A 23,258-nucleotide genomic window follows, 5' to 3' on the forward strand; every position below is an offset into this window, starting at 1 on the left:
CACGCGGGCGCGCGAGCCGCTGCATTCGGCGGCCGTTGCATGCTTGCCGAGCGTGCCTTTGTGCACGCTGTGCCGTTCCGGCACCCTCCCGCCCGGGTGAATCCCACTGGCTGACCGCATCATTGGTGCTCCGGGAAGATTCGGCGCGGGGACGCGCGGCGGCGAATGGCCGGTGCGACGGGGCGGCCTTCGAGCAGACCATCGACGCTGCCCTGTTCGATCGCCTTGCGGTACACGGCGGCCGCTGCATGGCAGGCCGCGATCGTCTCATCGATATCGGCGTCGGTGTGCGCGGCCGAGGTGACGAAGGATTGACCGAGGACACCGCGATAGAGCAGTTCCTGCAAGAACAGCGTGCGGAACTCCTGCGAGGGACGGAAATTGGCGTCGCGGGTGACGAAGATGAGGCAGGATGGGCGGCCGAGGACCTGGAGGTGGTCGGCGATGCCGAGGTCGGCGGCGACGGCGTTGACGCCCGCGGCGAGGCGACGACCCGCGTGCTCCATCCTGGCGATGGGATCGCTGGTTCGATACTCGTGCACCACCGCGCGGAACGCGGCGAGCGAAGCCGACTCCGGGCCGTGCGTGGTGGACAGTAGGAAGACCCGGTCGCGATCCGTGCGCAGGCCGCCGAGCTCCATGAATTCGCGTTTGCCCGCCAGCGCGGAGAGCGGAAAGCCGTTGCCCATCGCCTTGCCCCAGCAGGACAGGTCGGGCCGGACGCCGTACACCGCCTGCGCGCCGCCGGCCGACCAGCGGAAGCCGGTGATCATCTCGTCGAAAATGAGCAGCGTGCCGTAGCGGTCGCACAGGGCGCGAACGCCCGCCAAGAAGCCGGGTTCCGGTTCGGCGAGCGCGGTGGCGGCTTCCATCACGACCGCGGCGACCACCCCCGAATCCAGCACGGCCGCCAGCGACGGGAGATCGTTGTAGCGGAAACGCACGGTGCCCGCGGCGGTTTCGGTGGGGATGCCGCTGTCCATCGCGGTGGTCCCGATGAACCAGTCATCGACCGAGAAGAACGGTTGATCGCAAACAGCGATCGCGGTCCGGCCGGTGGCCGCCCGGGCCAGCCGGACCGCGGCGGTGGTGGCGTCGGAGCCGTTCTTGGCGAACTTCACCATGTCGGCGCCGGGCACGAGTGTCAGGAAGTCCTGTGCCGCAAGCAGTTCGAGTTCGGTGGGTCGGCTGAAGCTGATGCCGTCGGCGATCGCCCGGTGCACGGCGTCCAGCACCGGCCCGCAGGCGTGGCCCAGAGTGACCGAACGCAGGCCCATGCCGTATTCGATGTAGCAGTTGCCGTCCGCGTCCCAGACCCGGCAGCCGCTGCCGCGCACCAGGATCGGCGCCATGAACTCCGGATACTGGTCCGGGCCCCTGGCGTAGGTGTGCGCGCCGCCCGGCACCAGGTCGTGCAGCCGGGCCTGTAGTTCATTGCTGCGGGTGAACCGGCGGGGTGCCGTCGGCTCATCACGAAGTGGCTCCACAGTGCGCTCCTGGCGGATCGGATAACGGTCAGTGCTGGTCGGACGGCCCCAGCGTCCGTCTGGTGGACCGGGCTGCCGAACCCGAATCCGATGCCGCGGCCACGCAGAGGGTGACAGCCCACAGGTCGTGATCGGCGCGGCGCCCCGTTGCGCCCACGTAGCCGCGCATCCGGCCCTCGCGCAGCATGCCGACGCGCGCGGCGATATCGGCCGAGCGGTGGTCGGCCGGCTCGATGGCCGTCGCGACACGGCACAGGCCGAGGGTGCCGAAGGCGTGGGCGAGCAGCAGCCGGGTCGCCACGGTGCGGATGTCATCGCCGTGGGCGGGATCGGTCCAGACGAACATGCGGGCATTGCGGTCGAACATGTCGAGGTCGAACAGCCGAGCCTCCCCGACGTACTTCCCGTCGACCTCGATCGCCAGCACGAGCCCGCTCGCCGAACGTAAACCCGGTCGGGCGCAATGGAATTGGCGCAACCAGCGAAACCAGGTGTGCTGTCGTGCCCAGGTGGCTTCGGTGGCCGCCGCATCCGGGTCCAGTAGGGCGCGGCTGCGCAATCGGGCGGCGCGCCACCGGCTCCAGTCGGACAGTCTCCGGTTTCGCAGGACTATCTCGCGGCGGTCGGGATCGGAGAGCCGGACCGGTCGCGGGGTGCGCAGCGGATCGAGCAGATGTCGCGCCCGGCCCGCGTAGTAGCGGGTGGTAGCGACCAGCACGGCGGTCTTGGGCAACGTAGCGTCGATCGCGTCGTCGCGCACCGCGGGGGGCGGCGTGCGATGCTGTGCGTCGCAGTGGTCGAGCCAACGGCGGACGAATCCGTTCGGTGGGGTATCCGCCTTGATGACCGCCCACAGTTCGTGATCGCGCCGGGCGCCGCCCGCATCGAAGTAGCGGCCCATCAAGGCTTCCCGCTGGAACCCGATCCCGGCGGCACCGCGCGCGGCGGCGACATTCGCCGGGGAGATCGGCGCGGTGATCCGCTCGAGGCCGAGCTGACCGAATCCGTACTCCAGCAGCATCGCCGACGCCAGGCCGCCGAGCCCGTGGCGGGCGACCTCGGCGTCCACCCAGATGCCCAATTCCGCGGCACCGGTGGCGGTATCGATCGAGCCGAGTTCCACCTGGCCGGCGAAGCGCCCGTCCACCTCGATCGCCGTCGTCAGCCGCCGCCCGGCCCGCGCCTCGGCGCGGGCCATCAAACACTCACGCACCCAAAGGGTTCCGGAGTGCCGCTCCTCCCAACCCAGTGGCGAGCTGTACCAGAACGGTTCGATATAGCGCCGATCGCGCAGCCGGAGGTATCGCCAGTACGGGTAATCCGCGATCCTGGCCGGCCGCAGCACGACGGTCCGGCCGTGCAGGGACACGGGCCCGAGACTGATGTGCGCCAACGATTTCGGCCGAGTCGACATGGTGTCTACTCGCGCGGTCGTTGTTTGCCGAGAGACATGGTCTTGAGCACGCCCTCGGTGGAGACGGACAGCCGCCAATACGTGCCCGACGAGTCCTTGAGCACGATTCCCCCCTCGGTATGCTCGGACAGCCAGGTGCCGCTGGCCAGCACGGCGGAGCGCAGCGCGCCGTCGGGTGCCTGCGCCTGGAAGACATCGGCATCGCCGCGTCCCGCTTTGGCCACGATGGTTCCGGTGAACGAGGGCGCGTGCATGCTGGTGCGACCGAGCACGTGCCATCGTTCCGGAAATACCGCGGCATTGAGATCGTCTGCGGCCGTGGAGATCAGGTTCACCGCCGTACCCTCGGGACAACCGATCGGATCGATCCGCAGCTCGATGGGCGGCCGGTCCAGATCCTTGTCGAACTGCACGTTGGCGAGATACGGCTGGCGGCAATAGATCAGGTCGATGCCGACAGAGCGCGCCGCGACCTTGCAGTTGATCATGCCGAATTGCGCGGGCCCGCCGCGCTCGGCCCGCCCGACGGACAGTGCGACGTCGGCGCCCTCGAACCAGATGTTGGTGAGCCACCAATCGTTCGCCGCACCATCGATGACGATGTGTTTGTCGGTGGTGCGCGGGTCGGCGTCGGACACGAATTCGACGTTGGTGAGCGCTAATCCGGCGTTGTGGTCGTTGCCGGTGCCGAGTACCCCGATGAAGTTGCTGGTGAGCTTGGACGAGGTCACGTAGTTCTGGATGCAGGAGGTGACGATGCCGTAGCCGAAATTGTTGATATCGCAGTTGAGGAACGCGGTGCCGCCGGTATTGCCCTCCAGCACCACCCCGCGCTGCTCGAGATAGCGCGGATGGTTGTCGCTGAGGTGGTTGCCGCGGATCACCACCGAATCGAACGAGCAGCGGAAGCATTCGGACAACACGAACGCCGTCGACTTCGGCCCGGCCAGGTAGAAGCCGATCCGAGCGAACCGTACCCGGTTGCGCTTGCGCAGTGTGACGAGCGTGGTGTCGGCTTCACAGCTCACCACGCTGATGTCGGCGCCGTCGCCGAGGATGGTCGCGTAGTCGCCGAGTTCGGGCCAGGCCGTCACCCGGTAGTGGCCCGCGGGCAGATACATCACCAGCGGAGCGCCCGCGACGGCAGCCGCCGCCGCGATCGCCGCCGTATCGTCGGCGACCCCGTCGCCGACGGCGCCGAAATCACGGACATTGCGGGCGGCCGGCGCGTCGCTGACGTGCGGGGAACGGAATTCGATGCCGGGACTCTCGGCAGAGCCGCACGCTGCCAGGACCGGCACCGCGCCGACGGCGCCGAGCGCTGCGGCGAGCATGCTTCGCCTGCCGACCGCATCATCGCTCATAGCCGCAGCCTCCCGCTGAGTCGCTGCAGCCGGTTGCCCGGCTTGCTGTACGCTACCGCGCCGGTCAACTTGTTGTCGCCGAATGTGGCCAGCGCACCGCGCAATTCCGGGGCGCTGGTGCTGCCGAGCAGCACTACGCCGATGGTCTGCGCACAGAGCGGGGCCAGGGCGATGGCGTCGGCGGCCCGCGTCACCGGGGCGGCCTGCACCACGACGTGGTCGTAGTCGGTGCGCAGTTTCGCGAGGACCGTGGCGAACCGATCCGAGGCGAGCAGATCGGGTGTCCGGTCGTCGGCGTCGCCCAGGGGCAGGACCGTGATGCCGTGCTGCGACCATGCGGTGAGCGCCTCGGGTACCGGCGCGGCGCCGCGCAACACCGCGGCGAGACCGGCACTCTGGTTCGGCGCTGCGGCGCTCGAGCTGCCGTTGCCCGAGGTATCGGCGTCGATGAGGACCACCTTGCTGCCGGTGTCGGCGAACGACTTCGCCAGTGCCACCGCGACTTCCGGCTCCGATCGGGAGGAAAGGCTGGTCAACAGGACGGTTCTGGCCTCGCCGTCGCGCAGCAGCCGGGTGCGCAGCCTGCGGGTCTCGTCGGCCGCGCCGGGCCGTCCCGCGTCGATGATGCCGAGGATCGGCACCGGCAACGCGGCCGCCAGGTCGGTGGAGGTGCGCAGCGTGCGGTCGGTGCGGTCGCGGACGAAGGCGGCCGCGCAGCCGAGGGCGAGTCCGGCCAGCAGACCGAGGGCCAGGATGCGTTTCCCCTGCGGTCCGCTCGGTACGGCGGGCACTTCGGCGCGGTCGACCACGGTTACCCGGGCCGCTGGTGCGGCATCGCGTTGGATGGTCTCCAATTCGTCGATGAGACGGCGGAATTGGGCCACTACGGCGTTGGCGAGATCGCGCGCACCCTCGGCCGTCGAGGTCTGGACAGTGACGATGATGTTGGTCGTCGCGGGGGGCGAGAACGCCTTGATCCGGCCCTGTACCTCGGCGACGGACATCTCCAGCCCGAGTTCGTCGATCACGCGCTTGGCGACGGTGGCGCTGGTGGCCAGGTCGAGGTACGAGCGGACCCGCTGCTGAGCGGCCAGCCCGCCCTGGTAGGAGTCGTTGACCGACGTTCCGGTCGCCATCGACACGTACATGCTGCTGGAGGCGACGTACGTGGTCGGGAGGGTGCTCAGATAGCCGAAGGATCCGGCCAGGCACAGCACCACCACCGCGGCGATGATGGTCCAGCGTCGGCGCGCGATATGCCAGTAATCGATCAATCCCATGGGGACGCTCTCTTTTCGGTGGTAGCCCCGGCTAGGACAGGTTCGGTGACCGGTGGCGGCTCCGGCCTGGTGCGCCGCCGGTACTCGCGCACCAGCAACGAGATGAGCCAGCCGAGCACGGCGGCTTGCAGGAACTTGCCGAGATTCTCCATGCTGCCCAGGATTCCGCGTTCGAACAGCGCGGAGGAGCCGGTCATCGCGAGCCCGAGCACCACCACCGGGTAGTAGCGCGAATAGAGGGCCTTGGCCCAGGCGAGCAGCAGGAGGAAGGTGAACCCGGCGCAGACGGCCACCCCCGGATAGCCGCCGAGCACATAGCCTTCGTTGAGGTTGCCCTCGGCGAGCGATACCGACACCTTGGTCATATCGACCGAGGCGCCGCGCACCTCCTGGGCCCACGCGGTGCCGGACTGGAATTTGGCGGTGCCGAGCAACTGGCTGGGGACCAGGCTGGTCACGGCGTTTCGCAGCGCCTCGGCGGGTGTCAGCCAGAAGCCGGGCCCGTGGTAGTAGGCGTCGGTCGCCGCCTCGAGCAGGTCGAACCGGCGCAGGATGCTCAGGAATGGTTGGATCAGCGGCGGATAGCTCGAATCGGTCAGTGCTGCTTCGGCTTTCGCGTACTCGGTCTGCTTCAGCGACTGTAGCCAGCCGAACCCGCCGATGCCGAGCACCGCGATGGCCGCGACGGATACCGCCTTCGTCCTGGTCCACCCGAGGATCGCGAAGCGAATCGCGACGGCGAGCGCAGCGCCGATGATCGGTGTCTTCGATTCGACCACCGCGGTCCAGGCCAGTTCGCCGAGGAGCAATCCGCCGATGATCAGCCCGGTGGTCGCGGGACGGCTGGGCCGGACGAAAATGATCAACCCGAGGGCCGAGATGGTCGCCAGTATGGCGACGAAGGACAGGATGGGATTGGCGCTGTCGACCTCGCCCGCGCCGCCGACGGTTCCGGTGGCGATCGACGCGGCACGGCCGAACAGGCCCACCCCGTACATGGCGGCGAGCGTCGGCACGAAATCCGGGTCACCACTGAGCGCGGGCAGTTCGGCGCGTGGGCGTCGCCTGGCCCAAAGGGCATAGGCGACAACGAGTCCCGCGTACACCCACAGACCGAACGCGACGTGCTCGAGCACCAGCGCGATGCCGCGGTCGTAGCCGAACTCGGCCAGCCGCGGGTCCGGGACGTTGTCGCCGTAGCGCGGTTCCGGTCGCACCCAGAGCAGGACCAGCGGTCGCGCCAGATAGGACAGCGACCAGAAGGCCGCCTGCGCGATCAGGAACACCCGCGCGACGCCGGGGATCGTAGTGGCCGCGACCACGATCGTGGCGAGCGCGAGGGCGATGAGCAGCACCTCGTTGGTGGGATTCATGACCCGGGCTCAGGTGATCGCATGGATGATCTCCCGCGCCCGGTCGACATAGCGGTGCTTGCCGTTGGCGATCCGCTGGTACCCGGCCTCGGCCACGGCGGCCGCCTTGTCGGGATGCGCCGCGCACCGGTCCAGAATGTCGGACAGCTCATCGGTGCCGGCGAACAGGAAGCATTCGCTGGTGTCCTGCAACAGTTCGGCGTGCTCGTCGGTGCGTTCGCCGACGAAAAGTCCACCGGCCGCAGGCACTTCGAAGGTGCGACAGGTGTGGGTGTCGCGGTTGTCGGAGTTGAGCAGTACCAGATTGGCGGTGACGCTCGCGACCACCTCCGAATACCGCTCGCCGTACACCGCGCCACCCACTACGGCTCCGGTGGTGCGCAGTTCGGGTACTCGCCGCCAACCAGGACCGCGCACCAGCATGCGGGAGCTGTGGAGGCGGGCCAGCCCGACCAGGTCGGCCCGCCGGTCCGGGCGGCACACGCCGATGAAACCGACCAGGAACTGCCGGGTACCGCGCCGCGCGGTGGGGTGATGCCAGGCCGGGTCGTAAGCGCTGCGCACGAAGGTGACCGCACGGGCGCCCCGGTCGCGCAACTCGGCCACGTTGTGGCGCTTGGTGGTCACGACGAGGTCCCATTCCGGTTCGTGCGCAAGGTATTCCGCGCTGATATTCGCGGGGTTCAGCACGTCGTCGGGGCTGTAGTGCACCCGTACCCGCGCGGGGATGTCGAGCAGCCTGCGCTGATCGAGGTGGACGCCCTTGAACACGAACAGTAGATCCGGCCGGAACTCGGCGGCGGCGCGGTCGATCTCGGCGTGTAGGGCGGTGACATTCCATGGCGCTCGGCGGCGCGCGATTTTGGCGTACGCCCATGGTGCGGAAAGTCTGGGCGGCAAGGTGACCCGGGTGGTGTCGATGACGACCACGTCGTGCCCGGCTTGCCGGAACCCGTCGGCGAGCGAGTGCGCGTTGCTGCCGACCCAGTCGTCACCGAGGTAGAGAATCCTCATCTCCCGCCCTCCTCCCGCATCAGCACAATCGCGGGATCGCTGGCGGGCGTTACCCGCTCCCGGTTGATCAGCGTGCGGATCCGGAGCAGATACCAGGCGGCGACGGTGAATTCGACGACGACGGTGCCGTAGACCAACGTCCACACCGAGTGGGTGCGGAACGCGAAGGCGAGTGCGGTGGCCGCCACGCAGGTGCCGAGGATCGCGCCGATCAGCACGCCGGTGGTGTCCTGGCGCACCGGTAGCACGGCCGTGGTGACGAACGAGGTGATCGCCGTCGCGGGCAAGATGAAGGTCTCGACCCGCAGCAGGGCGATCGCGGCGGTGAAGTCCTCGCCGAAGACCAGGTGGATCAGCGCGGGCGCCGCGAGCCATACCGCGGCGGCCGCCACCGTCGCGGTGCAGGCGCAGGCGAACAGTGCCTGCAAGGCGTGCCGCCAGAAGTTGTCGTCGGTGCTCTTGCGCGCCATCCGGGGGAGCAGTGCGAAACCGATGGGGTCGAGGGTGGATTGGATCGCCCGCACCAATCGGTCACTGGCGGAATACAGGCCGAGTGACACCGCGTCCAGCACACCCGAGTACACCGCCGCCGCGCCTTGCCCATACGTCGTCACCAACAGCCGCGAGGTGAAAACCGGTGCGCCGGTGCGCAAGATGGTCCACACGCCGCGCGGCCGGGTCGGCGGTCCGAAGGTACGCAGTGAATCCCACCAGGTGAGCGCGACGGTAGGAATGGACGAGACGAGCAGGCACAACACGGCGACCTGTGCACTGGGCATTCGAGGCAGTACCGCTACCAGCAACACCAGATAACCGATCCGCCCCACCGCCTGGTACGCGGTCGAGGCGCCGAACCGGCCCTGCCCGATGAGCAGCCAGTCCTCCGATACCGACCAGAACCCGCCCGCGAACAGCCCGAGGAGGATCATCTCCAGGTGCACCGGCGCACCGGCCGCGTAGCTGAGTCCGAGCGCGGCACCGAGTATGCCGAGTGTGCCCGCGCGGATGACCAGGTAGTCGCCGCGTAATTGGTTGATGTGCCGGAAGCGGTCACTGCCGAGTTCAGGGGCTTTCGCGTCGTGCACCCGCGCGGCCAGATACGAGGTGATGCCGAGATCGACGAGCAGCGAGCCGATGAAGTACGCCGACATACCGATCGCGAGCAGACCGAGGCCGTGCGTGCCGAGCACGCGGGCGATCAGCGGCACGGTCACGATGGTGACGACGTACTGCCCGTACTTGCCGAAACTGACGTAGCCGATATCGCGGATCACGGCGAGGAATCCGTGGCGGCGCTTCGGGTTTCGCCGATGCGCTCCGCCGGGGGTGTGCGGCCGGTCGGGGTCCGGCGCTGCGTGCTCAGCCATGCGGGGCTCTTTCCCGTGAATGTGGTGTGCCCGCAGCGCCGTTGCGTTGTGCGATGTCGTTGAGGAAGGCGGCGACCGCGCCCGCCGTTTCGGTGATGTCGAAGTCCTTGGCCCGCAGGCGAGCCGCCGTGGCCAGCCGGGTGCGCAGCGCGGGGTCGCCGATGAGGGTGTTTAACGCGGCGGTGAGCTGGTCCTGGTTTCCACCGTCGACCAGCAATCCGTTTACGCCCGGCTCGACGATCTCCGCGGGACCCCCTGGTACGGCGGCGATGACGGCGCAGCCCGCGTGCATCCCCTCCACCACGACCTGGCCGAAGGGTTCGGGGAGTACCGAGCTGTGTACCAGGATGTCGGTGTCGCGCAGGTATTCGGTGGGGTCGTCGACATGCCCGGTGCAGGTCACCGGCAACGCCAGGTCGCGGGCGAGGCGTTCGAGTTCGGCCCGGTACGGCTCCTCGTCGAAGAAGGTGCCGCCGATCAGAAACACCTGGCGTGGGCGCACTTTCGTCGCGGCGACCGCGCGCAGCAGCACGTCCTGGCCCTTCCATGGTGACAACCGGCCGACCACGGTGACCACCGTGTCGGCGGGCGGGCGCTGGCCGGGACGCGGCGCGTCGGCGCCGAGTTCGACGCCCGGGTAGGCCACCAGTGCGGGCCTGCGTCCGACCGGCAAGGTGCGCAGGGTGGTTCGGCTGTTCGCCAGGTAGCCGCGGCTGACGAGTCGGCCCAGCAAGCGCAGCACCAGGGTGGGTAGCCGCCCGAAGTAGTCGACGGCGAGCCGATCGTGCACCTGCCAAACCAGCGGAACGTGTGCGCGGCGCGCGGCTACCGCGCCCATCACCAGTGCCTTGCTACTTTCCGCCACCACGATATTCGCGCCGAGTTCCCGGGCGGTGGCGCCGAGCGCCCAGCCGAGCCGGAGCAGTCCGAGGAACCCGGCGACCAGGCGCAGCGGTCCGGCGCCGATGGTCATCGCCCGGCTGTCGAATCGGCCGCGCAGCACCCGGGTTTCGACCCCGCGTGCGCGCATGCGTTCGACCATGGGTCCGTCTTCGGTGTAGACCATGCCGACATCCAGCAGCCCCTGGTCGTGCAGGGCCGAGACGAGCCGGAGCGTGGCGAGTTCGGCGCCGGACGGCGCCGCGGTGTGCGCGAGAAACAGTGCTTTGCTCATGGCCTGATTTCCCGGTACATCGCGACATGTCGCCGCGCTGTCACATCCCAGGAGAATGTTTCCGCGTGCGCCCGGCATTGTTCGGGGGTGGGCACGGTGCCATTCAGGGCGGTGACGATGCGCGCGCCGAGTGCGTCGGCGTCGCGGGCGGGCACGATGAGCGAAGGGTCGAGCCCGCGTACCGAATCGGGTAGGCCGCCGCAGTCGGTGACGATCGGTGCGCGGCCTGCCGCCAGCGATTCGAGCGCGATCAGGCCGAACCCTTCGAGAGCGGTGCTCGGCACAACAGTCAGCTCGGCCTGTTCGTAGAGTTCGGTCAGGCGCTGATCATCGACGTGCCCGGCGAACTCGACCGAGGCCCCCAGCGACGTTGCGGCGGCGCGTAATTCGGCCTCAGCCGTGCCGGTGCCGACGATGACCAGCCGAGCGGTGGGATGCTCGGCGAGCACACCAGGCCAGGCGCGCAGCAGGGTGTCGATGCCCATGCGGCGTTCGAGTCTGCGTACACACAGCACCGTCCGCGTCTCCGAGTGCGGTCGAATCGGTGCGGCGGGAAAGCGATTCAGGTCGACGCCTGGCGCGATGACCGCGATCCGGTCGAGTGGAACCCGGTAGTCGGTATGTAGTACCTCGCGAAAGTGGTTGGACAGCACCACGAATCGGTCCGCGCCGAGGTAGCGAACTCGTTCGAGCACATACTTGGCACGCACCGCGACCGCGCTCTGCCCGGTGAGCCTGCTTTCGGCGGCCCACGGCCCGTGAAAATGGACGACCAGCGGCAGCTGGCCACGCCGATCGATGGCGGCGGGACCATACAGGCAGAAGTGCCGGTCGAGCACGGTGCCGGGGTGCAGTTCGGTGCGAGCGAGGAACGCCGTGCTCGCGCGGCGCAGGGTGGATCCGCCCAGCCCGCCCCAGGTTTGGGCACCGGGCGCCGCGGGGGGTGCCGCGCCGAAGGCCGCCGCCGATACCTCGACCGCCGGCTGCCCGGCAAGGGCGTGGAACAGCTCGGAGAAGTACCGATTGAGCCCACCCGGCGCGGACGCGAACCACTCGGATCCCGTCATGTGCACCCGGACTATCTCGGTACCTCCCGTCACCCATGCCCCCTACTGGCGGTGATGGTGGACGAGTCGCTGTCGGTGAACTCGTCGCTCCCGCAAAAGTCTAGGGGACCGGCCCTTTCTGGGCGGGCAGTCGGCGAGCAATCGACGGGTCAACCGAGATCGAAGAGATTCGGCTGCCCGGACCGGTAGCGCGCGGCGTCCAGCTGCCGCAGCGGTTCGAACGCGGGAATCGAATCGCGGGTGAACAATTGGACCCGCGCGGCGGGGGAGCCCGCGGCGTCCAGCAGCGCGTTGACCGCCGCGCGGCCCGCCTCGTTGGCGCCCTCCATGGTGGCCAGGTCGAAGTTGGTCCGCACATAGTCGGCGGCGAGGAACAGATTGGGGATCTCGGTGTGCGCGGTCGGCCGCGCCGCCCAGGAGCCGATGGTGTTGACCAGCAATGGCTCATCGTTCTGGTTCTGGCCGTGCTGCCAGCTGATGCCGGGGTCGAGCAGCCAGTCCCGGACGATGCCGTCCTTCAGCTGGATTCGGCCGTCGTCGTTCAACGCGGCGGTCAGCTGGGCCCAGGTCTCCTGGTAGATCTCCTCGCGCGTGCAGTGTTTGGCGGTTTTGCCGAACAGGATGCCAGGGGTATCCCAGTCGGCGATGTCGATGGTCAGGCCGTCGACGATGGTGCCGTCGCCGTATTTCGCGGCGTAGTCGACGTCCCAGAACGCGCGCTGCGAGTACGTGGTCAACCGCCACGGTGCGTCGAGGTAGATGTTGTATCCCGCACCGAGTTCCAGCTTCTCGGTGACGAACATCTGCATGCCGTTCATCCAGTCGAGGGTGAGCTCGTCCATTCGCGCCAGCTGGGGATCGAGACCACGAATTTCGGGCGACCACAGGCGTCGGGCGCGGTCCGTCGGTACCGCGCAGACGTACCAGTCGGCCTGATGCAGCCGGGTCGAGCCGTCCGGCTGCCGGATGCGTGCGCCGCCGATCCGGTCGCCGTCCACCACGAAGCCGTCCAGCGCGTGGCCGGGCAGGAATCGGACGCCCATATCGCGCAGCAGCGCGATCCACGGATCCAGCCATGCCTCGTTGGTCGGGCCGTTGAGCACCTCGTAGACCTTCGGGCCGCCGGTGAGCTCTTGCAGCAACGCGATGAAGAAGCCCTCCATCATGTTGCCCATCGTCCTGGTGCTGGCGACGTATTCCTTCGCCGCGACGAGGGCGCGCGTCAAACCCGTTGCGGCCAAGGCCTGGAACTGCGTGGACCGGGTCGCGGCGCCGACGAAGTCCCACCAGCTGACGTGCTCCCACTGCCCGAAGCGGCGCTCTTCGCTGGAGGTCAGATAGGTGACGACCCGCCCGGCCATGTGGATCGCCTCGGGTAGCGGGATGAGGTTGTTCTTCAAGAACACCTCGGTCAGGATGCGCTGTAGCCCTTCCGGTGTGCGTGCCTGCTGCGGATCGAAATAGAACCCGAACATGAGCGGGAATCCGTCCGGCAGATTGCCTGCCCGCGGATAGCGCGGGTCGTTGACCGAGAACGGAATCAGGTTGTCGCGGACCGTGTTCCGCGTTCCGGGTAGCGGAATGCGGCGCATGGTGTCGTGCACGTGGTGATAGAAGGAGGTGAAGCCGCGAGCGCCGTGTTCACCGGGTAGCGGTGCGCGGCCACCGATCCCGGTCCCCGGCAGTGGGATAGTGCGCGACTTACCGCCGAGCTCCTTGCGGTCGAAGACGGTCACCTCGAAACCCCGCTCGGCGAGCTCATGAGCCGCGGTGAGTCCGCCGATCCCGGCGCCGAGCACCGCGACGCTGTTGCGGGGCGGGCCGTTTCGCCTGCGACCGACCTGCGCTGCCGCCGGACCCGCGGTCGCCGCCAAACCGGCGGCTCCGGCCAAACCCGCCGCACCACGCAGTACCAACCGCCTGCTGACCGCGGTGTCCCGATATTGAGCTGTCACTGCACGACCCCGTTCGCAAATCTGACGATCCTGATCGTCATATTTAGCAGATGGTTGCCCGAGATGGGAGACAATGCGGAGATGGCGAGGAAGGACCAGCGATGAGCAGCGCTCCCAAGCAGCGACGACCGGTGCGGCCCTACGGCGGGATCGATGCGGCCGATCGGGTCGCGGCGCGGCGCGGCAAGCTGCTCGACTCGGGTCTGGAGCTGTTCGGCACGCGGGGCTACGCGGCGACCGGGGTCAAGGACCTGTGCCGGACCGCGGGGCTCACCGACCGGTACTTCTACGAATCCTTCGGCGGCACCAAGGAACTGTTCGCCGCCGTGTTCGACCGCGTCATCGACGAACTGTTCGAGGCGGTCGCCGTCGCGGTCGACGACGAACCGCCGCGGGGAACCCGCAAGCTGCACGCGGGCATCGGCACGTACCTCACCGCGCTGGCCGAGGATCCGCGCAAACTGCGGATCATCTTCGTCGAACCCGCCGGGGCGGGCGCGGAACACCGCATGCGAGAGGCACTGTGGCGGTTCGCCAGGTTGGTGGCCGAGACCGCTACCGCCGCCCGGCCCGAAGCGCGGCCACCCGCGGCACTGGTGGACATCTATGCCCTGTCGGTCGTCGGCATGCTCGAGCGCGTGCTGGTGGAGAAGCAGGGCGGGCGACTGGACGTGCCGATGGCCGAGTTGGTGGACTATTGCACGGCATTCGCCGGCGCGTCGCTCGCCGCGCTCTACACCGGCCGGATAACCGAACAAGCCGGTCGCTCCGAAGTCGGCTCCGACACTACGGACTGACGCGCTCGTCGCACTCGGTTAACTATCCGGTTGGTAGCCGCGATGCATAGCGTGAGGTAGATTTCACAACGAGTTCGTGCTCGGCACGGACCGACCCGCGGGGGACTGGCGGGAGGACATGCACAGTGGGGACCCTGGGTTCCGCGGCCGAGCGTGCCGGTATCGCCGAGGGCGATATCCGAGTGCTGGTCGAGAACGGCGAATACTGGCTGCGCAATCGCGGCGATATCGCGATGATGGCCGTGACGGTCGAGCGGCTACGCGCCCGCTGGCCGCGGGCGCGGATCGGAGTACTCACCCATCAACCCGGCATCCTGCAGGCACTGCTGCCCGAGGCGGAACCGCTCTGCGGACCCGACTGGAATTGGCGTCCGGACGGCTGGCACGGACGGCTTTCCCGCACGGCGGGAACACGATTGGTCGGGCCCGCCGCATTGCGCTGGCGGGCGGCGACGGACGGACCCAAGGACCGGCTACGGGCACTGCGCTCCGCGGCGGCCCGGCGGCGGGCCGCCGGACCGGGCAGCACCGAACACGTCACCGAAGACACCGAATTCCCGGTGGAGATACCGGCCGCCGTGGAACAGGCATCCCTGGTGCTCGCGCTCGGTGGCGGGTACATGACCGATATCGACCGCTACCAGGCACACCGCACGTTGAACCTGCTCGAACACGCCCGGTCGCTGGGCATTCCGACCGCACTGGTCGGGCAGGGAATCGGTCCGCTGCGCGATCCGGCCCTGCTGCGCCGCGCGAGCGAAGTACTGCCGGGCGTCGACTTCCTGGCGCTGCGCGAAGGACGGCGCGGCCCGGAACTGCTGGCGCGGTTGGGTGTCGCGCCCGAGCGGGTGCTGGTCACCGGTGACGACGCGGTCGAATTCAGCTATCGCCTGCGGCAGGCCAAGATCGGCGCGGATATCGGATTGTGCCTGCGGATCGCCGACTACTCACGGGTCAGTGCGGCCGCGCAGGCGACGCTGGGCCGGGTGGTCCGCGCTTGTGCCGGGCAACTCGGCGCGGGCGTGGTGCCGCTGATCATCTCCGAGTACGCCTCCGAGGACCGGCTTTCCACGCTGCCGCTGCTGGCGGGGGCGAGCGGCGCCCGGCCCGCCGTCGGCCGGGGCGGCACCCCCCACGATGTCGCCCGGCAGGTCGCGGGCTGCCGGGTACTGGTCACCAGCGCCTACCATCTCGCGGTTTTCGCACTGTCCCAAGGTATTCCGGCGGTCGGCATCACCGCCTCGGAGTATTACGACGACAAGTTCCACGGCCTGGCCCAGATGTTCGGCACCGGACTGCGGATCGTGCACCTCGACGACCCCGCGTTGGACCAGACGCTGACCGACGCGGTGCGCCACCTGTGGGACGAGGCCCCGTCGGTGCGGGATGCGTTGCAGCAGAAGGCGGTCGAACAGATCGACGCCAGCCGGGTCGGGCTCGAACGGGTCTTCCGGCTGGTGGAAAGCGGCCCGGTGCGCCCGGGTCATCACCGAGGGGGATAACTCATGACGACACTGTCGGTTTGCGTTCCGGCGTATAACTCGGGACGCACGCTGGCCACGACACTGCGCTCGGTGCTCGACCAGGACGTGGATTTCGAACTCGTCGTGCTGGACAACGCCAGTACCGACGAGACCGGCGCCATCGCGCACGCCTTCGACGATCCGCGGCTGCGGGTGCTGCGCAACGACACCGTGCTGCCGATCGGGGACAACTGGAACAAGGCGATCGACGCGTCCACCGGTGATCTGGTGAAGGTCGTCTGCGCCGACGATGTGCTGCGCCCGGGTGCGCTGGCCGCGCAACTCGCGGTGATGACCGGCGACCCGTCCATCGCCATCTCGTCGAGCCGGTTCGAAGTGATCGACGAGGACGGCGCATTGCTCGAAACCGGCCTCGGCCTGGCCGGATTGCTCGGCAAGCAGTCCGCGCGGGCGCTGGCGCGGGTCATCGTGCGACGCGGGCCCGCCGATTTCGGGCCGACCGCGGCGGCGATGTTCTACCGCAAGCACTTCGATCTGGTCGGCGGGTTGCGTGGCGACCTGGTGTTTCCGATGGACGTCGACCTGTTCGCCAGGGTCTCGTCGTTCGGGGAGTTCTTCGGGATGACCGAAGTGCTGGCCGCCTGGCGCAATTCGTCGTTCAACCTGTGCAGCCGCACCTCGACGGTGAGCAAGCTGACCGACATGTACCGGTTCCACCACCGCATAGCGGGCGACTATCCGCACTTGGTGAGCCGCGGCGATGTGCTCGCGGGCGACACCCGGCTGGCCCGGGCGGCGTTGCACCGCTTGCGGGTTCGCACGGTGGCCACCGTACGGAATCGGCCGGATCTGCTGGTCTGAAGTACTGCTAGGGGAAGCGGCGAATGCCGGGACCGAGTCGCGACGGGACTCGGTCCCGGCGTTCACCAGGGAGACCGAACGGCTACCTCAAATCGTCCAGAGTCGTCCGTAGGTGTACACCGCGTCGCCGCTGGAACTGACCACCTTGACGAACGGCCGAATCGTGGTCTGGCCGACCACACCGGTGACGGTGCCGTGGAAGCCGGACATCCGGAGGAACCCCGCCGCGCCGGAGATATCGCCACCCGCACATTCCACCGTCTGGATACCGGGCCCGAAGCCGACCTCGATTTCGACGCCCGCCCGGGGAATCAAACCGTCCAGCTTGAGAATCGCGCCGTCGCCGCCGCCGAGATCCACCCCGAGACCGGGGGTCGAGTAGTTGAACTTCAACTTCCCGCTCAGCGTCGCGGGGTAGCCGACCTGATAACCGATGGTGATGTGCCCGCGCCAGTCGTGGGCGTTCGGCCCGGCGACCCGGTAGGCGGCCTCGCCATTGTGAAACCACTCGCGCGTCAACGGATTTCCATCCAGCGGCGGCACGAAGTCGATACGAGTGTCGGATTGGATCGCCTCGATCGAGCGATCCTGCTGATCGATGATCTGGTTACTGCTGTCGACGACCGCTCCCGCGGCGCCGGTGCCGAAGACCAGCCCCGATGCCACGACCGTGGCGATCGCGAACAGGCGGATACCTCGGCCGCATTGCTGCGTAATGTCCCTCATCTGGTTTTTCCCCTTTTGCACACACACCTGGCCGAGCTCGGTAAACGAATCATGTCATAACAAGCCATCGTGCAACCGAACAACAAACCCGTTGGGGGACAGCGAATTCGAGGCAAATCATCCTCCCTGTACGGTCGAGTCGGCCGGGTTGTCGACGATCCAGCAACCATCGAGCTCCGGATAGCGGGCGCGGACCTCCGGCAGCAGATCGGGCAGGGTCAGCAGCACGAGATCCGGTCGGGCGGCGACTAGTTCGCCGGGCGCGATGATCGGTACGTCGGTGCCGGGCATCCGGTGGCCCTGCTTGGCCGGCGCCGCGTCGGCAACGGCGGTGATCAGTCCGCGATCGACGCCCGCCAGGCTGAACAGCGCCACAGCGCGCGACGCCGCGCCGTACGCGTAGACCCGATCGCCCTGTATCGCATGCCGGGTGAGCCAGCGCCGCAACGCTTCGGCGTGCCCGTCGGCGGCCTGCTGCAAGCGGCGAACGGCAACGGGCTCGGTGTATCGGTCCTCCTGCCGCTGTATTTCGCGTGTCGCGGCATCGGGTCGGTGGTTGCCGTGGCGGGCGGCGACGAGCACGGTGCCCCCGTACAGGTCGAACCGCCACGCGGTGGTGATGCTCATGCCCGCGTGTTCCAGTAGACGAGCCAGCGCTGAGAGCGAGTAGTAGGCAAAGTGGCCGTGCCGCAGCGCATTCCACTGGCCGCTGGCAACGATGGTGGCCAGCGAGTGGAATTGGATCAGGAGCAGACCGTCCGGCGCGGTCGCCGCGGCCCGCTCGGCGAAGGCCGCGCGCTGATCGGGCTCGTGCATCAGGCCGAAACAGTCCAGCACCACGTCGGCGACGTCCTCGGTGGCGCGGTAGCCGCGCTCGGTCAGCAGCGGCAGCCAGGTGCCGCCGTGCGGACTGCCGAACTCGCGCACGGTCTTTCCGCGCAGCAGGCCGGATTTCGCGACCTCGGCGACGGCGTCCGCGGCTTGCCGGCGCAGCGCGGCCGGTTCGATGCCACGCGGCTCCTCGGTGCGGGTGTCGTCTTCGGCCAGCTGGGCGAGACCGCAGTGTGCGCACAGATCCATCCGCAGCGGGTGGGCGGTCTCGGCGAGGCCCACCGGCGTGGTGGCGAGCGGAAAGTAGTCGGCGGCGGGCACCAGGCCGAGATCGAGCACCGGGGCCAGTTCGGTGCCGTGGCACCCGCGGCAGCGGTACCGGCTACTCGGGGGAACCACGACGGGCTCTTCCGTTGCCGGTCGAAGACGCGGATCGGCGTGGCACCATGGCTGGGTGCGCATCGAGCAGACCGAGCTCGCCGATGTCCTTGTGCTGGTGCCGGACCCGTACCGCGACGAACGCGGCTTGTTCACCAGGACATTCGATGCGGTGGAGTTCGACACCTACCTCGACATGCCGGGTGCGGCGGCCGCGTTCCAGCAGGATTCGCAATCCCGGTCGGCCGCGGGCGTGATCCGCGGCATGCACGGCCGGATCGGGCGCGGCGAAGCGAAGCTGGTGCGCTGTGCGCACGGTGCGGTGTACGACGTGCTGGTCGACATCCGGCGCGGCTCGCCGACGTTCGGTCGGCAGCAGGCGTTCCGCCTCGACGACGAGACGTTCCGGCACCTCTATGTGCCGCCGGGATTTCTGCACGGCTTCCAGGCGCTCACCGCGACCGCGGACGTCTGCTACCGCATCGACCGCCCGCACGACCCGGCCGAGGACATCGGCGTCGCCTACGACGATCCGGACCTGGCCATCGCCTGGCCGCTGCCGGTCACCGTGGTATCGGCACGCGATGCCGCCGCGGGGAGCTGGCGGCAACTGCTCGCGGCGCTGTGACGGTGGCCGGTGCTCAGGTGACCGGGACACGTGCTGGTCCGGTCTGTATCCGGCGCATCGAACCGTCGAGAACTCCGGTGTCGCGCAGCTTTTCCAGCCTCGGCAGCCGGGTGAACTTCTGGAAGAAGTCGTCGTAGGTGAGGCCGCGCGCGGTGTATTCATGGAACAGCTCGTCCGCCCCGGCCTGCACGGTCCACAGCGCGCGAAAGCCGATCGCGGCGCGGGCGGCGGAGAAATCGACCCGGTAGGACCGCGGGTCGGCGCCGCTCTCGCCGGTGATGTTCAGCCGGGAGCCGGGCACCGCCGCCACCACCGCGCGGGCGATGTCGGCGACGGTGAGGTTGTTGGCCTCGGTGCCGATATTGAAGGCGCGGGAGTGAATCGCCGCGGGCGGAGCCGTGAGGCAGTTGGCGAAGGCCCAGGCGATATCGCGGGCGTGCACCAGCGGCCGCCACGGTGTCCCGTCGGAGAGCACCTTCACCTCACCGGTCAATGTGGCGTAGCCGACCAGATTGTTCAGCACGATGTCGGCCCGTAACCGTGGTGAGAAGCCGAATGCCGTTGCGTTGCGCAGGAATACGGGGGAGAAGCCGGAGTCGGCGAGGGCGGCGACATCGTCCTCGACCCGGACTTTGCTCTCCGCGTACGGGGTGATGGGACGCAGCGGCGCGTCCTCGGTGACCAGGTCCGTGCCCGCGGCGCCGTAGACCGAACAGGTGGAGGCATACAGGAATCGCCGCACCCCGGCCTCTTTGGCGAGCCGGGCGAGCCGGACCGAGGCGTGATGGTTGATGGCATAGGTGATTTCGGGGGCCAGTGCGCCGAGTGGGTCGTTCGACAGTGCGGCGAGATGGATCACCGCGTCGAAACCGCGCAAGTGGTCGACGGTGACGTCGCGCAGGTCCATGGTCAGGCCCGGCGGATCGCCGGGCAGGTCGCCGAGTACGCAGTCGGCGAAGAACCCGGCATCGAGGCCGACGACGTCATGCGCGTTGGCGCGCAGCACCGGCACCATGACGGTGCCGAGGTACCCCTGATGTCCGGTGAGCAGTACCCGCATGGCTACGAACCTCCGAAATCGATGACGGCCTTGTCGAGCATGAATGCTTCGGCGTGCCGGGTATGACATTGCACGCCGCGCAGCCGGGTCAGCGCGGTGAACGCCTGCTCGTCGAACCAATCCCGGTGCGCCTGGGACGGGTAGTGCTTCAGCAGCAGCCGCGCCTTCTCCTCGGCGAGTTCCGGGGTGAGCCGATGGAACACGCTGGGGGCCGGGGTATCGGTCTCCCACTTGAGAATTTCGTAGCCGAGCACCAGGTGATCCCGGAATTCGGTGGTGACCAGCTCGGCGAGCACCCGATGATCCTGATGCGCGTCGCCGCGCTGGGGCGCGAAGACGAGGTCGGGCTGGGCGCTACCCCGAAACATGTTGAGTTCGTGCTTGATCCGATCCCAGTGCGCGGGGGCTCGGCCGTCGGGCAGGTCGAGCACGGTGAGGTCGATCGCGGCACCGGGGCAGAACGCGTCCAGCGCAAGGGCTTCCTCGTCCGCCCGTGCGGTACCGCCGCCGGACAGCACCAGGGCACGCACCCGCAGTCCCGGGTATCCACGAGCCAGCGTCAGGAGTGTGCCGCCCATGCCGATGGCGATGTCGTCGCAGTGCGCGCCGAGGACGGCGATCTCGGCCACCGCCCCGACGGTCAGCCGGATCACGCGTGCTCCCAGACCATCCAGGGCCGGGCGCCCGACTGGTAGCCCGCGTCGAGTTCGGCCCGCTCCTTGAAGGTATCGGCGGGCTTCCAGAAGCCCAGGTGCTGATAGCCGAACAATCGTCCCTGCCCGGCCAGCGTGCCGCAGGCGTCCGCTACCAGATCGCCGCCCGGCGGCAGCAGGTCGAAGATCTCCTGGCTGAGTACGAAGTAGCCGCCGTTCTCCCACAACGGCATTCGCGATACCGGCATGATCTCCTTGACCTCGCCGGTCGGCTTCAGGTCGACGCAGTGGAACGATGACTGCGGCGGCACCACCATCATCGAGGCCGCGGCGCCGGAAGCGGTGAATTTCTCGATCATGTGGTCCAGTGGCGCGTCGGTGAGTACATCGGCGTAGTTGGCGAGAAAGTGCTCGTCGTCGGCGACGAATTCGCGCACCCGGCGCAGGCGCTCGCCGATGGCCGATGCCAGGCCGGTGTCGACGAACGTGATCTGCCAATCGCTGATGTCGGAGCGCAGCATTTCCACCCGGCCGTCCCGGATGACGAAGTCGTTCGACACCGATTCCTGATAGGTCAGGAAGAAGTTCTTGATGTGCAGGCCGCCGTAGCCGAGGCACAGGATGAATTCCTTGTGCCCGTAGTGTGCGTAGTAGCGCATCACATGCCAGAGCAGCGGTCGCGGACCGACCAGTTGCATTGGTTTCGGGATCATGTCATCGGTGCCGTCACGCATCCGCATGCCGTACCCGCCACAGAACAGCACAACCTTCATCGTGCTCCCCTCCCTGTCATTTCCGAATATCGAGTGCTGTTCACGTCGTTGTGATCGGTGAGATCGGCACGGTGCAGTGCCGGAAGTGGATAGAACAATTCGCCGCCCCACGCGGCGATATGGCGAAGTTGCTCGGTGATCTCGGCTTCGAGATTCCACGGCAGTACCAGCACGACATCGGGCCGATCCTGGTCGATCCGTTCGGGCGGGTGGATCGGGATCCGGGTCCCCGGCGTGAATCGTCCGTGCTTGTACGGATTTCGGTCCACCGTGTATTCGAGCAGGTCGGTGCGGATGCCGCAGTAGTTGAGCAGGGTGTTGCCCTTGCCCGGTGCGCCGTAGCCGACGACGCGGTTGCCGGCGGCACGCTGATCGAGCAGGAATCGCAGCAGGTCGTGCCGGACCGCCTCGGTGCGCGGCCGCAGCTGCGCGTAGCCGTCGGCGCGGTGCAGGCCCGCCTCCTGTTCCAGCCGGAGAACATCGGTGACTCGGCCGCTCGGCACGGCGCCGACCTGCGCGGGCCTGGCCCACAACCGCAGTGAGCCGCCGTGGGTGTCCAGCAGTTCGACGTCGACGATCGACAGGTCCGCGGTCGCCAGCGCTCGCTGGGCGGAGTGCACGGTGTAGTACTGGAAGTGCTCGTGGTAGATCGTGTCGAATTGGCCGAGGCGCAGCAGGTTCAGCGCGTGGTGCACCTCGATGGAGAGCCAGCCGTCATCGGCCATCAGTGTCCGCAGCGATCTGGTGAAGCCGCGCAGGTCGGGGACGTGGGCGTAGACATTGTTGGCCACCACCAGATCAGCCGGTCGGTATTGCCCGCGGATCTTCGCGGCGGATTCCTCGTCGAGGAAAGTCGTTTCGGTGGGCACTCCGGCCCGACGCGCGGCGTTGCCGACGTTCACCGACGGTTCGACGCCTAGGCAGGGGATGCCCGCCGCGACCATGTGCCGCAGCAGGTAACCGTCGTTGCTGGCCGCTTCGACGACGAACGAGTCGGGGCCGAGGGCGAGCCGGTCGATCGCGTGGGCGACAAAGGTTTGCGCGTGCCGCACCCAGCTGTCGGAGTACGACGAGAAATACGCGTACTCGGTGAACGTTTCCGCCGGGGTGATCAACGCCGGAATTTGCAGCAGCAGACAGTCCGCGCACAGCCGAAGGTGCAGCGGGTAGGTTGATTCCGGTAGATCGAGTTCGTCGCGCGCGAGGAACTTCTCGCACGGCGGCGTCGCACCCAAGTCGAGGACGCTCGTCAATCGCTCGGAATCACACAGTCGACATCGCACGAAGCCCACCTTCTGCTGAGAGTCGTACCTCCGGCGCATTGCCGGCGCACCCCTGAAGTCGACTCGATGCAGTGAGACGTTACAACGAAAGTCCCGCGTGTCGCTGGTGAAATCGGCTGGTCGAGAAGTAAATTCCGGTAATTCTCCACCGTTTCCGGCGGGTAGCTTCCTGGCGGCTATCAGCGGGCTTGGTGGTTTCGGCTCGGGGAGATGAATTCGCCTGACGGTAGCGAAGCTGCGCGACCTGGGCTCATGCGCGGCTGGACGCGCAAAACATACCGGGGCGGAA

The 23,258-nt window shown here is 68.2% G+C and carries 20 protein-coding genes; 4 read left to right on the forward strand and 16 right to left on the reverse strand.

What is annotated here, in order from left to right; all coding sequences use genetic code 11:
• Positions 1-119: 119 nt before the first annotated feature.
• The 10 genes from ACFK0J_RS18990 to ACFK0J_RS19035 form a co-directional block, all read right to left on the reverse strand.
• Positions 120-1,487, reverse strand: coding sequence for a glutamate-1-semialdehyde 2,1-aminomutase (locus tag ACFK0J_RS18990; RefSeq protein WP_378742125.1), 1,368 nt, complete (start codon positions 1,485-1,487; stop codon positions 120-122).
• Positions 1,488-1,515: 28 nt separating this feature from the next.
• Positions 1,516-2,901 (reverse strand): GNAT family N-acetyltransferase, encoded by a 1,386-nt coding sequence (locus ACFK0J_RS18995; protein ID WP_378742127.1) that lies wholly within the window; start codon positions 2,899-2,901, stop codon positions 1,516-1,518.
• A 5-nt stretch (positions 2,902-2,906) separates the two neighbouring features.
• Positions 2,907-4,265 carry a glycosyl hydrolase family 28-related protein gene (locus ACFK0J_RS19000; protein ID WP_378742130.1) on the reverse strand — a complete coding sequence of 453 codons (1,359 nt, stop codon included), beginning with the start codon at positions 4,263-4,265 and terminating at the stop codon, positions 2,907-2,909.
• Entirely contained in the window at positions 4,262-5,545 is a 1,284-nt protein-coding gene (locus tag ACFK0J_RS19005) for a GNVR domain-containing protein (protein WP_378742132.1), read from the reverse strand. Before ACFK0J_RS19005 ends, ACFK0J_RS19000 begins: the two co-directional genes overlap by 4 nt.
• On the reverse strand, positions 5,536-6,918 hold the full coding sequence (locus ACFK0J_RS19010; RefSeq protein ID WP_378742134.1) for a hypothetical protein: 1,383 nt from the start codon (positions 6,916-6,918) through the stop codon (positions 5,536-5,538). Before ACFK0J_RS19010 ends, ACFK0J_RS19005 begins: the two co-directional genes overlap by 10 nt.
• A gap of 9 nt (positions 6,919-6,927) precedes the next feature.
• Positions 6,928-7,932: a glycosyltransferase gene (locus ACFK0J_RS19015; RefSeq protein WP_378742136.1), complete on the reverse strand. Its 1,005-nt coding sequence runs from the start codon at positions 7,930-7,932 to the stop codon at positions 6,928-6,930.
• Positions 7,929-9,299, reverse strand: a complete 1,371-nt coding sequence (locus ACFK0J_RS19020) for a lipopolysaccharide biosynthesis protein (protein ID WP_378742139.1) — start codon at positions 9,297-9,299, stop codon at positions 7,929-7,931. The genes ACFK0J_RS19015 and ACFK0J_RS19020 overlap by 4 nt, the downstream gene beginning before the upstream one ends.
• On the reverse strand, positions 9,292-10,473 hold the full coding sequence (locus tag ACFK0J_RS19025; RefSeq protein WP_378742141.1) for a glycosyltransferase family 4 protein: 1,182 nt from the start codon (positions 10,471-10,473) through the stop codon (positions 9,292-9,294). Before ACFK0J_RS19025 ends, ACFK0J_RS19020 begins: the two co-directional genes overlap by 8 nt.
• On the reverse strand, positions 10,470-11,540 hold the full coding sequence (locus ACFK0J_RS19030) for a glycosyltransferase family 4 protein (RefSeq protein WP_378742905.1): 1,071 nt from the start codon (positions 11,538-11,540) through the stop codon (positions 10,470-10,472). The genes ACFK0J_RS19025 and ACFK0J_RS19030 overlap by 4 nt, the downstream gene beginning before the upstream one ends.
• Positions 11,541-11,689: 149 nt before the next feature.
• Complete coding sequence (locus tag ACFK0J_RS19035; protein ID WP_378742143.1) at positions 11,690-13,495, reverse strand: FAD-dependent oxidoreductase; 1,806 nt, start codon at positions 13,493-13,495, stop codon at positions 11,690-11,692.
• 101 nt (positions 13,496-13,596) lie between these two features.
• Here ACFK0J_RS19035 and ACFK0J_RS19040 point away from each other — a divergent pair, with 101 nt between their 5' ends.
• From ACFK0J_RS19040 to ACFK0J_RS19050, 3 genes are all read left to right on the forward strand, one after another.
• On the forward strand, positions 13,597-14,292 hold the full coding sequence (locus tag ACFK0J_RS19040; protein WP_378742145.1) for a TetR/AcrR family transcriptional regulator: 696 nt from the start codon (positions 13,597-13,599) through the stop codon (positions 14,290-14,292).
• 125 nt (positions 14,293-14,417) lie between these two features.
• Positions 14,418-15,794 (forward strand): polysaccharide pyruvyl transferase family protein, encoded by a 1,377-nt coding sequence (locus ACFK0J_RS19045; protein WP_378742147.1) that lies wholly within the window; start codon positions 14,418-14,420, stop codon positions 15,792-15,794.
• Positions 15,795-15,797: 3 nt separating this feature from the next.
• On the forward strand, positions 15,798-16,637 hold the full coding sequence (locus tag ACFK0J_RS19050) for a glycosyltransferase family 2 protein (RefSeq protein ID WP_378742149.1): 840 nt from the start codon (positions 15,798-15,800) through the stop codon (positions 16,635-16,637).
• A gap of 87 nt (positions 16,638-16,724) precedes the next feature.
• On the opposite strand, the gene ACFK0J_RS19055 is transcribed toward ACFK0J_RS19050, so the two are convergent.
• Together ACFK0J_RS19055 and ACFK0J_RS19060 are read right to left on the reverse strand one after the other, a co-directional pair.
• Positions 16,725-17,363, reverse strand: a complete 639-nt coding sequence (locus ACFK0J_RS19055) for an MspA family porin (RefSeq protein ID WP_378742152.1) — start codon at positions 17,361-17,363, stop codon at positions 16,725-16,727.
• Between the two features lie 117 nt (positions 17,364-17,480).
• Positions 17,481-18,593 (reverse strand): class I SAM-dependent methyltransferase, encoded by a 1,113-nt coding sequence (locus tag ACFK0J_RS19060; RefSeq protein ID WP_378742154.1) that lies wholly within the window; start codon positions 18,591-18,593, stop codon positions 17,481-17,483.
• Between the two features lie 55 nt (positions 18,594-18,648).
• On the opposite strand from ACFK0J_RS19060, the gene rfbC reads away from it, so the two are divergent.
• Positions 18,649-19,200 (forward strand): dTDP-4-dehydrorhamnose 3,5-epimerase, encoded by a 552-nt coding sequence (gene rfbC, locus ACFK0J_RS19065; protein ID WP_378742156.1) that lies wholly within the window; start codon positions 18,649-18,651, stop codon positions 19,198-19,200.
• 13 nt (positions 19,201-19,213) lie between these two features.
• Here rfbC and ACFK0J_RS19070 read toward each other — a convergent pair whose 3' ends face one another.
• Genes ACFK0J_RS19070 through ACFK0J_RS19085 form a run of 4 tightly spaced genes read right to left on the reverse strand, consistent with a single transcriptional unit; the run spans position 19,214 to position 22,969 of the window.
• Complete coding sequence (locus tag ACFK0J_RS19070; protein WP_378742159.1) at positions 19,214-20,260, reverse strand: NAD-dependent epimerase/dehydratase family protein; 1,047 nt, start codon at positions 20,258-20,260, stop codon at positions 19,214-19,216.
• A gap of 2 nt (positions 20,261-20,262) precedes the next feature.
• A complete protein-coding gene (locus ACFK0J_RS19075; RefSeq protein WP_378742161.1) occupies positions 20,263-20,913 on the reverse strand; it encodes a PIG-L deacetylase family protein in 651 nt (216 codons plus the stop codon).
• Positions 20,910-21,686, reverse strand: coding sequence for a sugar phosphate nucleotidyltransferase (locus tag ACFK0J_RS19080; RefSeq protein ID WP_378742163.1), 777 nt, complete (start codon positions 21,684-21,686; stop codon positions 20,910-20,912). Before ACFK0J_RS19080 ends, ACFK0J_RS19075 begins: the two co-directional genes overlap by 4 nt.
• On the reverse strand, positions 21,683-22,969 hold the full coding sequence (locus ACFK0J_RS19085; protein ID WP_378742165.1) for a class I SAM-dependent methyltransferase: 1,287 nt from the start codon (positions 22,967-22,969) through the stop codon (positions 21,683-21,685). Before ACFK0J_RS19085 ends, ACFK0J_RS19080 begins: the two co-directional genes overlap by 4 nt.
• Positions 22,970-23,258: the final 289 nt, after the last annotated feature.

The sequence above is a fragment of the Nocardia brasiliensis genome (assembly GCF_042691675.1).
GTDB classification, from domain to species: Bacteria; Actinomycetota; Actinomycetes; order Mycobacteriales; family Mycobacteriaceae; genus Nocardia; species Nocardia brasiliensis_D.

Bases quoted from the DNA above. Each gene is read 5' to 3' on its own strand.
- ACFK0J_RS19015 (WP_378742136.1), bottom strand. From the start codon at position 7,932: ATGAGGATTCTCTACCTCGGTGACGACTGGGTCGGCAGCAACGCGCAC.
- ACFK0J_RS19005 (WP_378742132.1), bottom strand. From the start codon at position 5,545: ATGGGATTGATCGATTACTGGCATATCGCGCGCCGACGCTGGACCATC.
- ACFK0J_RS19000 (WP_378742130.1), bottom strand. From the start codon at position 4,265: ATGAGCGATGATGCGGTCGGCAGGCGAAGCATGCTCGCCGCAGCGCTC.
- ACFK0J_RS19040 (WP_378742145.1), top strand. From the start codon at position 13,597: ATGAGCAGCGCTCCCAAGCAGCGACGACCGGTGCGGCCCTACGGCGGG.
- ACFK0J_RS19055 (WP_378742152.1), bottom strand. From the start codon at position 17,363: ATGAGGGACATTACGCAGCAATGCGGCCGAGGTATCCGCCTGTTCGCG.
- ACFK0J_RS19070 (WP_378742159.1), bottom strand. From the start codon at position 20,260: ATGCGGGTACTGCTCACCGGACATCAGGGGTACCTCGGCACCGTCATG.
- ACFK0J_RS18995 (WP_378742127.1), bottom strand. From the start codon at position 2,901: ATGTCGACTCGGCCGAAATCGTTGGCGCACATCAGTCTCGGGCCCGTG.
- ACFK0J_RS19080 (WP_378742163.1), bottom strand. From the start codon at position 21,686: ATGAAGGTTGTGCTGTTCTGTGGCGGGTACGGCATGCGGATGCGTGAC.
- ACFK0J_RS19050 (WP_378742149.1), top strand. From the start codon at position 15,798: ATGACGACACTGTCGGTTTGCGTTCCGGCGTATAACTCGGGACGCACG.
- ACFK0J_RS19010 (WP_378742134.1), bottom strand. From the start codon at position 6,918: ATGAATCCCACCAACGAGGTGCTGCTCATCGCCCTCGCGCTCGCCACG.
- ACFK0J_RS19030 (WP_378742905.1), bottom strand. From the start codon at position 11,540: ATGACGGGATCCGAGTGGTTCGCGTCCGCGCCGGGTGGGCTCAATCGG.
- ACFK0J_RS19020 (WP_378742139.1), bottom strand. From the start codon at position 9,299: ATGGCTGAGCACGCAGCGCCGGACCCCGACCGGCCGCACACCCCCGGC.
- ACFK0J_RS19025 (WP_378742141.1), bottom strand. From the start codon at position 10,473: ATGAGCAAAGCACTGTTTCTCGCGCACACCGCGGCGCCGTCCGGCGCC.